Genomic DNA, 13,168 nt, shown 5'->3' with positions numbered 1-13,168 from the left:
TTCCGATCTACCTATTTTATTTGTTGTCATTGACAACTTGCGTTACGACCAATGGAAAGTTTTCGAAAGTGTCGTAGGCAATCATTATAAATTGGAAAAAGAAGTACCCTATTATGCCATTTTACCAACAGCAACACAATATGCAAGAAATGCTATTTTTTCAGGTTTGACGCCACTTGAAATGGAAAAACAGTTTCCTCAATATTGGAAAAATGATCCCGAAGAAGGTGGTAAAAACTTATATGAAGCCGAGTTTTTGACAGCTCAATTAAAACGATTGGGGTTAAATATCAAACAAGATTATTTCAAAATCACTAATTTGGCTGGAGGAAAAAAACTGGTCGAGAATTTTAAAACATTAAAAAACAATGATTTAGTTACGGTGGTTTACAATTTTGTAGATATGCTTTCGCACGCAAAAACCGAGATGGATGTGGTTAAAGAATTAGCTTCTGATGATAAAGCGTATCGTTCATTGACCTTGAGTTGGTTTAAGAATTCTCCTCTTTTAGAAATCATCCAACAAGCACAAAATTTAGGATTTAAATTGATTTTAACTACAGATCACGGAACCATTAACGTAAAAAACCCATCAAAAGTGATTGGTGATAAAAATACAAGCCTCAATTTGCGCTACAAAACTGGACGTAGTTTATCTTATGAAAACAAAGATGTTTATGCCGTGAAAGAACCCAAAAAAATAGGTCTGCCAACTATTAATATGAGTAGTTCTTATATTTTTGCAAAAAATGATTTGTTTTTAGCATACGTAAACAACTACAATCATTATGTGAGTTATTACAAAAACACTTATCAACATGGAGGAATTTCTTTAGAAGAAATGATTATCCCTTTTATAATTTTAAATCCAAAATAGAACGTTTTATAGTTTAGCGATTATTAGTTTTAAGTTACCACAACTACAAACCACAAACATTTTAAAGGATGGAAATCACTTTTTCATTAGACGAAATTAATGAAGTTGCTCAGCAAATTTTGGAACAAAACCCGAATAAAGTCATTCTTTTTTATGGTGAAATGGGTGTTGGTAAAACAACTTTGATAAAAGCTTTGGCAAGACAACTTGGGGTAAACGAGATGACAAATAGTCCGACGTATTCTTTAGTTAATGAATATCAAACAACTAACAATCAAATAGTTTATCATTTTGATTTTTATAGAATAAATAATGAATTGGAAGCCTTGGATATGGGAGCCGATGAATATTTATATTCTGACAATTGGTGCTTTATCGAATGGGCCGAAAAAATTCAAAATCTCATTCCATATTCGCATTCGGTAATTTCCATTACCTTGCTTTCTGATAGTAAACGCTCTTTAAAATTAAGTTAATTATAACACTATGAATTTAGACAATAAAATAACAATCATTCCCTTTTCACCCTCTTTAAAAGAAGAAATAAAAATCTTAAATTTAGAATGGCTGAAAAAACATTTCAGAGTGGAACCCAAAGACGAACTTGTGCTTTCTGATCCTCAAGGCGAAATTATCGACAAAGGTGGAATGATTTTTTACGCAAAATACAATGACAAAATTGTAGGCACGGTTTCCTTATTAAAAATAGACGAAACCACTTTCGAATTGAATAAAATGGCTGTAACCGATGGTATTCAAGGACTTGGAATCGGGCAAAAACTTATGGAACATTCCTTAAAAATCGCCAAACAGAAAACAATTAAAAAGCTTATTTTATATTCAAACAGAAAATTATTACCTGCTATTTATCTGTATAAGAAATTTGGCTTTGTAGAAGTGCCTTTAGAGGAAGGCGTTTATGAAAGAGCCAATATTAAAATGGAGAAAATTATTTAGTCTTAGTTTTTAGCTGCAGTTTTCAGTTTTTAAATACAAGTAAAAACTGGGACTGAAAACTGAATTTATCATACTATAATGAACAGATTCTAATCTTTTTCCGTAAATTGTACCACTAATTTCATAGAAAACAATGGCAATTACTCCATTTACAAAACAACAGCTGCTGCCTCAAGAAGAAAAGCTTGAAATAACAAGATCTAAAAGCAAACTTTTCATTGGTATTCCTAAAGAAAATAGTTATCAAGAGCGTAGAATTTGTCTAACGCCTGATGCTGTAAATTCATTAACTTATCAGGGACATCGAGTGATGATAGAAGCTGGAGCGGGTAAAAATTCAAGCTATTCAGATAAAGAATATGCTGACGCTGGAGCCGAAATTACAAAAGACACTAAAAAAGTCTTTAGCTGTCCAATGATTGTAAAAGTAGAACCGCCAAGCATTGCTGAGATAGAAATGATAAGCCCTCAAGCTATTATCCTATCAGCTATTCAGTTAAAAACCATAAAAAAAACCTATTTTTCGGCTTTAGCCAAAAAGAAAATCACAGCACTTGCATTCGAATATATAAAAGATGAAGACGGTTCTTATCCTGCCGTAAAAGCATTGAGCGAAATTGCGGGTATTGCTTCGATTTTAATTGCTGCTGAATTAATGATTACCAATGAATTTGGGAAAGGATTATTATTTGGAAACATAACCGGCGTACCTCCTACTGATGTTGTAATTCTTGGAGCAGGAACTGTTGGTGAATTTGCTGCTAAAACTGCCATTGGATTAGGTGCAAATGTAAAAGTCTTTGATAATTCAATCACAAAACTTCGCCGATTACAAAACAATTTAAACCAACGAATTTTTACTTCAACTATCCAACCTAAATCCTTATTAAAAGCGCTTAGACGTTGTGATGTAGCCATTGGCGCAATGCGAGGTAAAGAAAGATGCCCTGTCATTGTTACAGAAACTATGGTCGAACACATGAAAAAAGGAGCTGTAATCGTTGATGTCAGTATTGATACAGGTGGTTGTTTTGAAACTTCAGAAGTTACTACTCACGAAAAACCAACCTATGTGAAAAATGGTGTTTTGCATTATTGTGTACCCAATATTCCTTCGAGATATTCAAAAACAGCATCCCTTTCGATAAGTAATATTATTACCCCTTTTTTATTGCAGATTGGGGAAGATGGAGGAATTGAAAGCGCCATTCGCAGAGATAATGGTCTTAAAAATGGAGTGTATTCATACCACGGAATCCTAACTAATAAAGCCATTGGTGACTGGTTTGATTTGCCAAATAACGATATTAATTTAATCGTGTTTTAAATAAACTTTATTTTACCTTTGGCAAAAAAATAATTTATGACATCGCCACTAAAAAAAGGTTGTTACAAACAAACACCTATAAATAAAAAGGCGATAGCATATTTGACCTCTAACAAATAATTTTTTACTTATATGAAATTTGCACACCGTTTTGCCTATTATTTATTAGGACTGATAATGGGTTCTTTTGTTGTCGCTGCCATTTTTAGTGGAAAAGATACTCGCTGTAATTATTTTCCAAATGCACGCGTTTTGAATGATTTAAGAAATAAACCTTTCCATTATTCAGAGAAAGCTTCACAAATCTTAAATGATAAGTGGATTGACACCATTGATATAAAAAACACTTTGCAATATGGAGATGTAGATTTTGATAATAGCAATATAAAAGTAGGCTCCGGAAAAATTTATATTATCGAAGGGAAAACTACAAAAAATCAAGAAATCATACTCAAAGTGATTAATTATCCTGAAAAAGCCGTTCTGGATGATATCATTAAAAAATAATACTTTGAAATTCTTTTTACAATTTTTTAAATTAGATAAGTAAACAATATTGTTTTATAATAAGATTAGTATAAATCTTGATTTAATTGACTAACTTACAGGTGATTTAAACTCAATTAAAATATTTATAAAATGAAAAATAAAGATAAGTTGCCTAATTCCCTTGTATATCGACCCAATGAGGATATTTACAATCAATTAAAGAAAGAAATCGATATTAATCCTGAAGATATTTCTAAAAAGAAAATCCCAGTTGAAATTAATAATTTAAACGAACTTAATCAAAAAGATTTTGAAGATGATATGTCTGGTGGTGATTTAGACATTCCAGGAGCAGAATTAGATGATAAACAAGAGACTATCGGTAGTGAAGATGAAGAAAACAATATTTACAGTATTGGTGGCGATGCTCACAATAATTTAGAAGAAGATAAAGGTTAGAATTATTTAATAATAGCTCTAAATTATGGATTTCTAGGATTGATTCAAAATATATTTGAGAACTTCTGAAATTTTAAATTTTAAAAAAAAATGCCATAAAAAAACCTCTAAAATATTTAGAGGTTTTTATAGTTTATAATGTGAACGCAGAAGGATTCGAACCTTCGACCGCCTGCTTAGAAGGCAGGTGCTCTATCCAGCTGAGCTATGCGTCCATTGATAATTATATTAAATGTAAAACTAATATAATAATCAGTCGGGGTGGCAGGATTCGAACCTGCGACCTCCTGCTCCCAAAGCAGGCGCGATAACCGAGCTACGCTACACCCCGAATAAAATAATAATTTAAGAACTTTGCGGTCTTCACGCATTGCGTGACGCGATAACCGAGCTACGCTACAACCCGAATTGCAAAAAAAGCGGAGAGTAAGGGATTCGAACCCTTGGTACAGTTTCCCATACGCATGTTTAGCAAACATGTCCTTTCGGCCACTCAGGCAACTCTCCAATATAAGAACTTATATTCCTTTTAAGCGGTTGCAAATGTAACTTTCTATTCTATACTTTACAAATAATTGAAGCCTTTTTTTTAATGTTTTTTTATTAGAAAATTAAATACATTAACAATCAAATGCATAGCTATTCAAAAATATTGTTTACTTAATTTATTTAATGATTATTGGCAATAAATCAATCTTTAAAAATTATAATTGAAAATTAACTCAAATATTACCACAATAATATCAAATTTGTAATTTAGTATTTGTTCAAATTGATTAAATTCGCATTTCAAACTAAGACACATAAATATTATGAACAAGAAAGTTGTTATCGTTTCTGCTGTTAGAACACCAATAGGTAGTTTTATGGGAGGGTTATCTACTGTCAGTGCTCCAAGATTAGGGGCTGTAGCTATAAGAGGTGCTTTGGATAAAATTAATCTTGATCCAAATTTAGTTGATGAAGTCTTTATGGGAAATGTTGTTCAGGCTGGTGTGGGTCAAGCTCCCGCAAGGCAAGCTGCCCTATTTGCAGGTTTGCCTGATTCTGTGGCTTGTACTACTGTCAATAAAGTTTGTGCTTCTGGAATGAAGTCTGTGATGCTAGGAACTCAAGCAATTCTTTGTGGTGATGCTGAAATTGTAGTTGCTGGGGGAATGGAAAATATGAGTTTAATTCCGCATTATATGCATTTGAGAAATGGTTATAAATTTGGCCCTGCCACAATGGTTGATGGAATGCAGAAAGACGGACTAACAGATGCTTATGATAATAATGCAATGGGTGTTTGTGCTGACTTATGTGCAACTGAATATAAATTTACCCGTGAAGATCAAGATAACTTCGCAATTCAATCCTATGAGCGTTCTGCAAAAGCTTGGGAAGCTGGAAAATTTGATAATGAAATAGTTTCTGTTGCCGTTCCACAAAGAAGAGGAGAACCAATAATAGTTTCTAAAGATGAAGAATTTACTAATGTAAAACTAGATAAGATTCCATCATTAAATGCGGTTTTTACCAAAGATGGAACCGTAACTGCTGCCAATGCTTCCACAATAAATGATGGTGCAGCAGCTATAGTTTTGATGAGTGAAGAAAAAGCATTATCTCTAGGATTAAAACCTTTGGCATATATTCGAAGTTATGCTGATGCTGCTCAAGAACCAAAATGGTTTACCACTACTCCATCTATTGCAATTCCTAAAGCATTAGAAAAAGCGGAATTATCTGTTACTGATGTAGATTATTTCGAATTTAATGAAGCCTTTGCAGTTGTAGGCTTAGCCAATGCAAAAATTCTTAAATTAGATAACAATAAAATTAACGTGAATGGTGGTGCTGTATCTTTAGGCCATCCCCTAGGTTGTTCTGGAGCTAGAATTATTGTTACCTTACTTAACGTTTTAGAACAAAAAAATGGTAAAATTGGTGCTGCCGCAATCTGTAATGGTGGCGGAGGAGCTTCGGCAATTGTCATTGAAAGAATTTAATATTTATGATTCAAAATTTAAAATAGCCTAAATGTTCGGAATTTGTAATCTAGCTATAATCCCACTTCGAATTGAACCTAGTGATAAAAGTGAAATCGTTTCTCAAGTTTTGTTTGGCGAACACTTTGAAATCCTAGAACAATTCAAACAATGGTCTAAAATAAAATTGCAATACGACGATTATGAAGGATGGGTAGATTCAAAACAATACCAATTAATTTCCGAATCAGAATTTGATCAATTATCAAAAGATGCCATTGTATTAAATGCTGATTTATTAGAATATATTACTGGTCCAAATAATTTATTATTACCAATTCCCTTAGGTTCTTCTTTATCATTCTTGAATAATTCTGATATTAATAAATCAAGTTTTAATTTTGAAGGAACAAAAATTAGTGGCATAAAACCCAAAAATAGCCTATTAAGTATCGCATTTATGTTTTTAAACGCACCTTATCTTTGGGGAGGAAAAACTCCTTTTGGGGTTGATTGTTCTGGATTTACACAAATGGTTTACAAACTAAATGGCTACAAATTAATGCGAGATGCTTCACAACAGTCAAAACAAGGAGAACCTTTGAGTTTTATTGAAGAAAGTGAGCCTGGAGATTTGGCTTTTTTTGACAATGAAGAAGGTAATATCATACATGTAGGTATTATTATGGAAGACAATTACATCATTCACGCAAGTGGAAAAGTGAGAATTGATCGTTTAGATCATCTGGGAATTTATAATGCCGAAGCCAATAAACACACACACAAACTTAGAGTTATTAAAAAAATTATATAAAAAAAACGTCCTGAAAATCTCAGGACGTTTTTTTCTTTAAAAGAAGTTACTAGTTTTTCGCTTCTTGTGCTTTAATTTTTTCTTTCAAAGCATTTTTTTCTGGAGTCATTTCTAATGCTGAATAAACATTTAAAAGTGTTTTGGCAACATCTAGATTTGCAGGTTCAAGTTCAACTGCTTTTTGAAGATATGGAATGGTACTTCTAAACAAATCAAACCTTTGTTTTTCAACACTTCGTAACGCTTCATATCCTTGTCAGAAGTTCCTAATTTATTCATTTCGTCAATAATTATCTTCTCATCTTCTAGTTTCAATGCTGCTAAGTTGATATAAGCATTGATGTATTTAGGATTTATTTCCATAACCCTTTTATAATATTTCTCTGCTTCTACTGGGTTTTTTGCGTTGGCGCTAAGCACTCCTAAATTAAAAACCAAATCAGCATCGTTAGGATTTTTTTCTAAAGCCTCACCCACTAATTTTTTATAAGTTTCAAAGTCTTTAGTTTCTAAATATAAATTGGCTTCAGTCAAGATTAATGAAGTATCCTCAGGATTTGCTTTTCTTGCATCAGAAATAGCTTTTTTGGCTTCTTCAGTTTTTCCGTCTTGAACTAAAATCAAAGCAATATTTTTGTAGATTTCACCTCTTTTCGAAGGAATTGCTTCTGTTTTAGGTTTTTCGTGGGTTCCTATTTTTACAGCCAAATCTCTTTCTTTTTCAGTATTGAATGGATCTTCCTGACTAGTCAATTTATTCATTGCTAAATAACTTGTCCCTTTACCTGAATAATTCAAAGTTTTAAGATCATAATACAATTTAAGAGCTGTAACATAATCTTTTGCATTTACATAAGTAGAAGCGGCATAATATAAGTTTATGGTATCTTTTTTGTCTAACAAATAAGCATCATATAACTTTTGACCGCCTTCAGAATGTTTATCATTTTTTGTATCAGCTATGGCACTATTGATTAATTTGTATTTAATGTCAATAATTGAAGTTGTAGCTTGAGATGAATATTTATCTTTTCCAGAAGCTTTTTCAACAGCTAATAAATCTTGGTAAGCTTTAGCAGCTAGTGAAAGATTTTTTCCTTCTTCTACTTTTTTATTTGCCAAGTCCAACAACGCATTTCCTTTTACAAAGAAAAACTGTGCTTTTTCATTGTCAGGAGCTGTTGCCGATGCAGCTTCTGCAGCTTGCAGAATGGTCACTGCTTCTTGAGAATTACCACCTTTTAATGCTTTTTCGGCAGCTTTAATTTGATCTTTTTGAGCAAAAGTAGCTACTGATATCAATAATGCTGATGCTAGTATTACATATTTACTTTTCATAATATTCTATTTTTGTTTAATAATTATTTATATTCTTAATTTTTATTCTTCATCGTCAGAATCGTCTTCATCATTCTCTCCTTCAGATTCATCTTCGGTATCATCACCTTCTGAATCATCATCGTCATCATCAGTTCCTTCATCTTCAAGAACTTCAAGAACTGGTTTAACTCTTTCTATTGCTTCAGTTTCTACAACATTTCCATCTTCATCAACAACAACCTCGGCTACGTCATCTTTCATTACTTTAGTAACGGCAGCAATAGAGTCATTTCCTTTGATGTTGATTAATTTGACACCTTGTGTAGCACGCCCCATTACTCTTAAATCCTCGACAGCCATCCTAATTGTCAATCCTGATTTATTGATAATCATCAAGTCATCCGCATCAGTAACCGCATTTATCGAAATTAATTTTCCGGTTTTCTCAGTGATATTCAATGTTTTAACTCCTTTTCCTCCACGATTTGTGATTCTATATTCGTCAAGGCTAGAACGTTTACCGTAGCCATTTTCAGCAACAACTAGAATTTCACTATTCATATCATTAACAGTAACCATACCAATTACTTCATCAGTATCATCTTTTAATGTAATTCCACGAACTCCAGAAGCGGTTCTTCCCATTGGTCGGGTTTTAGTTTCTTCAAAACGAACCAATTTTCCTGATTTAACGGCTAAAATAATTTGGCTATTTCCATCGGTTAATTTTGCTTCCAATAATTCATCGCCTTCCTTAATAGTTATTGCGGCAACTCCATTTACTCTAGGTTTAGAATATTTCTCTAAAGAAGTTTTCTTAACCTGACCTTTTTTAGTTACCATAACCAGATTGTGGCTATTGATGTAATCCTTGTCTTTTAAATCTTGGGTGCAAATAAAGGCTTTTACTTTATCGTCACTTTCTATATTGATAAGGTTTTGCAAGGCTCTTCCTTTTGCTGTTTTGCTACCTTCTGGAATTTCATAAACACGCATCCAGAAACATTTTCCTTTTTGGGTAAAGAACATCATATATTGGTGATTGGTAGCCACAAACATATTTTCAAGGAAATCTTGATCTCTTGTTCCTGCACTTTTTTGTCCAACTCCTCCTCTATTTTGAGTTTTGTATTCTGACAAATTGGTTCGTTTAATGTAACCCGCGTGAGAAATAGTAATTACGACATTCTCATCGGCAATTAAATCTTCGATACTTACATCACCTCCAGAATATTCAATTAATGAACGACGAGCGTCACCATATTTATCACGAATTTCTATAAGTTCTTCCTTAATAAGTGCAATTCTCAAATTGATGTCATCCAATAAAGCTTGTAAATGATCTATCAACTTCATTATTTCGTCATATTCTGCTCTTAATTTGTCTTGTTCTAAACCTGTCAATTGACGCAAACGCATTTCGACAATGGCACGAGACTGAATATCTGATAATTTAAATCTTTCGATTAATTTTTCTCTAGCTTCTTCAGTATTTTTTGAAGCTTTGATTAATGCAATAACTTCATCAATATTATCAGAAGCAATAATTAAACCTTCTAAGATGTGTGCTCTTTCTTGTGCTTTACGTAAATCAAACTGAGTTCTACGAACCACTACATCGTGACGGTGTTCTACAAAATAATGAATCATATCTTTTAGATTCAACATTTGTGGACGACCTTTTACTAATGCAATATTATTTACAGAAAACGAAGATTGCAATTGAGTAAACTTATAAAGAGTATTCAAAACTACGTTTGGTGTAGCATCACGTTTTAAAATATAAACGATTCGCATACCATTTCTATCCGATTCATCACGAATATTGGCTATTCCATCAATTTTTTTCTCATTAACCAAATCAGCGGTACGTTTAATCATATCGGCTTTGTTGACTTGGTATGGAATTTCGGTAACGATGATACATTCCCTTCCGTCAACTTCTTCAAAACCGACTTTAGCTCGAATAACAATACGTCCTCTACCTGTTTTAAATGCTTCACGAACACCTTCATAACCATATATTGTACCTCCAGTTGGAAAATCTGGGGCTTTGATATAAGTCATTAATTCGTCAATTTCAATTTCATTATTGTCTATGTAAGCCAATGTTCCGTTGATAACTTCGGTAAGATTGTGTGGTGGCATATTGGTAGCCATACCAACGGCAATTCCTGTTGCTCCATTAATTAATAAAGTAGGAACTCTTGTAGGCATTACTTTTGGTTCATACAATGTATCATCAAAATTGAGTTGAAAGTCAACGGTTTCTTTTTCGATGTCAGCCATAATTTCTTCCGAAATTTTGCGCATTCTGGCCTCTGTATAACGCATTGCAGCAGGACTATCACCATCAACAGATCCAAAGTTACCTTGACCATCGACTAACAAATAGCGTAAACTCCATTCTTGAGCCATACGAACCATTGCATCATAAACTGAAGTATCTCCGTGTGGGTGATACTTTCCTAAAACTTCTCCGACGATTCTCGCAGATTTTTTATGGGCAGATTTTGAAGTAACTCCTAGATCATACATTCCGTAAAGTACTCTTCGATGTACTGGTTTCAAGCCATCTCTAACATCAGGAAGTGCTCTTGACACAATTACCGACATCGAATAATCGATGTAAGCTGATTTCATTTCATCTTCAATGTTAATAGGAATTAACTTTTCTCCTTCAGACATAAGTTGTAATATTTAATAAATTTATTTTAGTTTCAAAACGTGCTAATATACGGCATTTTGATTTTTTTAAGCAAACAATTCAATACTAATTTCAATGATTTATTAACAAAATAAACTAATTTTTTAGTTAATAAATTATGGGATATTTAACGTTTTTTCCATTCTTTTTTTGTCAATTAGCTGACATAAGTTCTTAAAGGGAACGATTTTTGTTTTTCAAATACTAATTCACTAAATTTACTTTACAATTACAATTATATTATGGATGATAATTTTTCACCAAGAGTAAAAGATGTTATTACTTACAGCAAAGAGGAAGCTCTTCGATTAGGACACGATTTCATTGGGACAGAACATCTTATGCTGGGTATTTTAAGAGATGGCAATGGAAAAGCAATTAATATATTGAATAATTTATCTGTTGATTTAGATTATTTACGCCGAAAAGTAGAGGTTTTAAGCCCTGCTAGCACTAATGTAGAAATCAATAACGAAAAGAAAAATCTACACCTCACTCGACAAGCAGAACGCGCTTTAAAAACAACTTTTCTCGAAGCAAAGGTGTTTCACAGCACTTCCATCAGCACTGCACATTTATTATTGTGCATCTTAAGAAATGAAAATGATTCAACAACCAAGCTGATGAATAAAATGAAAATTGATTATGACACAGCTAAAGAACAATATCTAAATATGACACCAAGCGAAGAAGATTTCAAAGAAAACTTGCCTAGAAACGATGCGTATAACGAAGATTCAGGACAAGATGACAGTTTAAAAGAAGGAACTTTTAACAATCCTACCAACAAATCCAACAAAAAATCTAAAACTCCTGTTCTTGATAATTTTGGGAGAGATTTAACAGAAATGGCCGAAGAAGGCAAACTAGACCCAGTTGTAGGACGTGAAAAAGAAATTGAACGCGTTTCACAGATTTTGAGCCGACGTAAAAAAAATAATCCATTATTGATTGGAGAGCCTGGCGTTGGAAAATCTGCCATTGCCGAAGGTTTGGCTTTACGAATTATTCAAAAGAAAGTTTCTCGTATTCTTTTTAACAAAAGAGTCGTTACACTTGACCTTGCTAGTCTTGTTGCGGGAACAAAATACCGTGGTCAATTCGAAGAAAGAATGAAAGCTGTGATGAACGAATTAGAGAAAAATGACGACATCATTCTTTTTATTGACGAGATTCACACTATCGTTGGAGCTGGAGGAGCAACAGGTTCGCTTGACGCATCCAATATGTTTAAACCTGCATTAGCAAGAGGCGAAATTCAATGTATTGGAGCGACTACTCTTGATGAATACCGACAATATATTGAAAAAGACGGCGCATTGGAAAGACGTTTTCAAAAAGTAATTATTGAACCAACTTCGGTTGAGGAAACGATTACCATCTTGAATAATATCAAAGATAAATATGAAGACCATCACAATGTAACTTATACTCCAGAAGCGATTGAAGCTTGCGTAAAATTGACGGATCGATATATGTCAGAGCGTTTTTTACCCGACAAAGCTATTGATGCTTTGGACGAAGCTGGTTCTCGAGTTCACATCATCAATATTGATGTTCCAGAGCAAATTTTAGAACTAGAAAAACAATTAGAGGATGTTCGAGAATTAAAAAATGCCGTAGTTAAAAAACAAAAATATGAAGAAGCCGCTAAGCTTCGAGATGACGAAAAACGCATCGAAAAAGATTTAGCCGTGGCACAAGAACAATGGGAAGAAGATTCGAAAAATAATCGTATTGAAGTTACCGAAGATAATGTTGCCGACGTGGTTTCGATGATGACAGGAATCCCTGTAAATCGTATTGCACAAACTGAAAGTAATAAATTAGCTTTACTACCTGAACTTATTGAAGGTAAGGTGATTGGTCAGAAAGAAGCCGTGATGAAGATTTCACGTGCTATTCAAAGAAATCGTGCTGGATTGAAAGATCCAAATAGACCTATTGGTTCTTTCATTTTCTTGGGACAAACTGGTGTTGGAAAAACCCAATTAGCTAAAGTTTTGGCCAAAGAATTATTCGATTCTGAAGACGCATTGATTCGAATTGATATGAGTGAATATATGGAAAAATTCGCAATTTCAAGATTAGTTGGAGCACCTCCGGGATATGTTGGCTATGAAGAAGGTGGACAATTAACTGAAAAAATTCGACGTAAACCTTACAGTGTTTTGCTTTTAGACGAAATAGAAAAAGCGCATCCCGATGTTTTCAATATGTTGCTTCAAGTTTTAGACGATGGTTTTTT

12 protein-coding genes and 3 tRNA genes are annotated in these 13,168 nt (G+C 33.2%); 9 read left to right on the top strand and 6 right to left on the bottom strand.

The genetic code is table 11. From position 1 onward, the window contains the following. The 6 genes from PHC28_RS08515 to PHC28_RS08490 form a co-directional block, all read left to right on the top strand. A partial coding sequence (locus PHC28_RS08515; RefSeq protein ID WP_300098706.1) for a PglZ domain-containing protein occupies nucleotides 1-877 on the top strand: 877 nt, incomplete at its 5' end. Between the two features lie 68 nt (nucleotides 878-945). Beyond that, complete coding sequence (gene tsaE / locus PHC28_RS08510) at nucleotides 946-1,353, top strand: tRNA (adenosine(37)-N6)-threonylcarbamoyltransferase complex ATPase subunit type 1 TsaE (protein ID WP_300098703.1); 408 nt, start codon at nucleotides 946-948, stop codon at nucleotides 1,351-1,353. A 10-nt stretch (nucleotides 1,354-1,363) separates the two neighbouring features. Further along, nucleotides 1,364-1,834, top strand: coding sequence for a GNAT family N-acetyltransferase (locus PHC28_RS08505; RefSeq protein ID WP_300098700.1), 471 nt, complete (start codon nucleotides 1,364-1,366; stop codon nucleotides 1,832-1,834). Nucleotides 1,835-1,967: 133 nt separating this feature from the next. After that, entirely contained in the window at nucleotides 1,968-3,161 is a 1,194-nt protein-coding gene (locus tag PHC28_RS08500) for an alanine dehydrogenase (RefSeq protein ID WP_300098697.1), read from the top strand. Between the two features lie 132 nt (nucleotides 3,162-3,293). Then, complete coding sequence (locus tag PHC28_RS08495; protein ID WP_300098694.1) at nucleotides 3,294-3,668, top strand: DUF4258 domain-containing protein; 375 nt, start codon at nucleotides 3,294-3,296, stop codon at nucleotides 3,666-3,668. A gap of 132 nt (nucleotides 3,669-3,800) precedes the next feature. After that, nucleotides 3,801-4,109, top strand: a complete 309-nt coding sequence (locus PHC28_RS08490; protein WP_300098691.1) for a hypothetical protein — start codon at nucleotides 3,801-3,803, stop codon at nucleotides 4,107-4,109. A 141-nt stretch (nucleotides 4,110-4,250) separates the two neighbouring features. On the opposite strand, the gene PHC28_RS08485 is transcribed toward PHC28_RS08490, so the two are convergent. The 3 genes from PHC28_RS08485 to PHC28_RS08475 all read right to left on the bottom strand — a co-directional run bounded on the left by PHC28_RS08485 (nucleotide 4,251) and on the right by PHC28_RS08475 (nucleotide 4,616). Further along, nucleotides 4,251-4,324, bottom strand: a tRNA-Arg gene (locus PHC28_RS08485). Nucleotides 4,325-4,365: 41 nt separating this feature from the next. Next, a tRNA-Pro gene (locus PHC28_RS08480) sits at nucleotides 4,366-4,440 on the bottom strand. Between the two features lie 89 nt (nucleotides 4,441-4,529). Then, a tRNA-Ser gene (locus tag PHC28_RS08475) sits at nucleotides 4,530-4,616 on the bottom strand. 305 nt (nucleotides 4,617-4,921) lie between these two features. On the opposite strand from PHC28_RS08475, the gene PHC28_RS08470 reads away from it, so the two are divergent. Beyond that, nucleotides 4,922-6,100: an acetyl-CoA C-acyltransferase gene (locus PHC28_RS08470; RefSeq protein WP_300098689.1), complete on the top strand. Its 1,179-nt coding sequence runs from the start codon at nucleotides 4,922-4,924 to the stop codon at nucleotides 6,098-6,100. Between the two features lie 31 nt (nucleotides 6,101-6,131). Continuing rightward, nucleotides 6,132-6,893 carry a C40 family peptidase gene (locus PHC28_RS08465; RefSeq protein ID WP_300098686.1) on the top strand — a complete coding sequence of 254 codons (762 nt, stop codon included), beginning with the start codon at nucleotides 6,132-6,134 and terminating at the stop codon, nucleotides 6,891-6,893. Between the two features lie 49 nt (nucleotides 6,894-6,942). Here the strand turns inward: PHC28_RS08465 and PHC28_RS18345 are convergent, their stop codons facing one another. The 3 genes from PHC28_RS18345 to gyrA are packed head-to-tail and all read right to left on the bottom strand — an operon-like array spanning nucleotide 6,943 to nucleotide 10,901. Further along, on the bottom strand, nucleotides 6,943-7,104 hold the full coding sequence (locus PHC28_RS18345; protein ID WP_367278015.1) for a hypothetical protein: 162 nt from the start codon (nucleotides 7,102-7,104) through the stop codon (nucleotides 6,943-6,945). Beyond that, nucleotides 7,044-8,231, bottom strand: a complete 1,188-nt coding sequence (locus PHC28_RS08460) for a tetratricopeptide repeat protein (RefSeq protein ID WP_367278014.1) — start codon at nucleotides 8,229-8,231, stop codon at nucleotides 7,044-7,046. Before PHC28_RS08460 ends, PHC28_RS18345 begins: the two co-directional genes overlap by 61 nt. Nucleotides 8,232-8,273: 42 nt before the next feature. Further along, nucleotides 8,274-10,901, bottom strand: a complete 2,628-nt coding sequence (gene gyrA / locus PHC28_RS08455) for a DNA gyrase subunit A (protein WP_300098683.1) — start codon at nucleotides 10,899-10,901, stop codon at nucleotides 8,274-8,276. A 261-nt stretch (nucleotides 10,902-11,162) separates the two neighbouring features. Here gyrA and PHC28_RS08450 point away from each other — a divergent pair. Beyond that, nucleotides 11,163-13,168, top strand: a 2,006-nt coding sequence (locus PHC28_RS08450) for an ATP-dependent Clp protease ATP-binding subunit (protein WP_300098680.1), incomplete at its 3' end; no start/stop codon positions are given.

Source organism: Flavobacterium sp. (assembly GCF_028712645.1).
GTDB lineage: Bacteria > Bacteroidota > Bacteroidia > Flavobacteriales > Flavobacteriaceae > Flavobacterium.
Note: the sequence above shows the minus strand (reverse complement) of the source record. Positions and strands in the feature narration are given on the sequence as shown.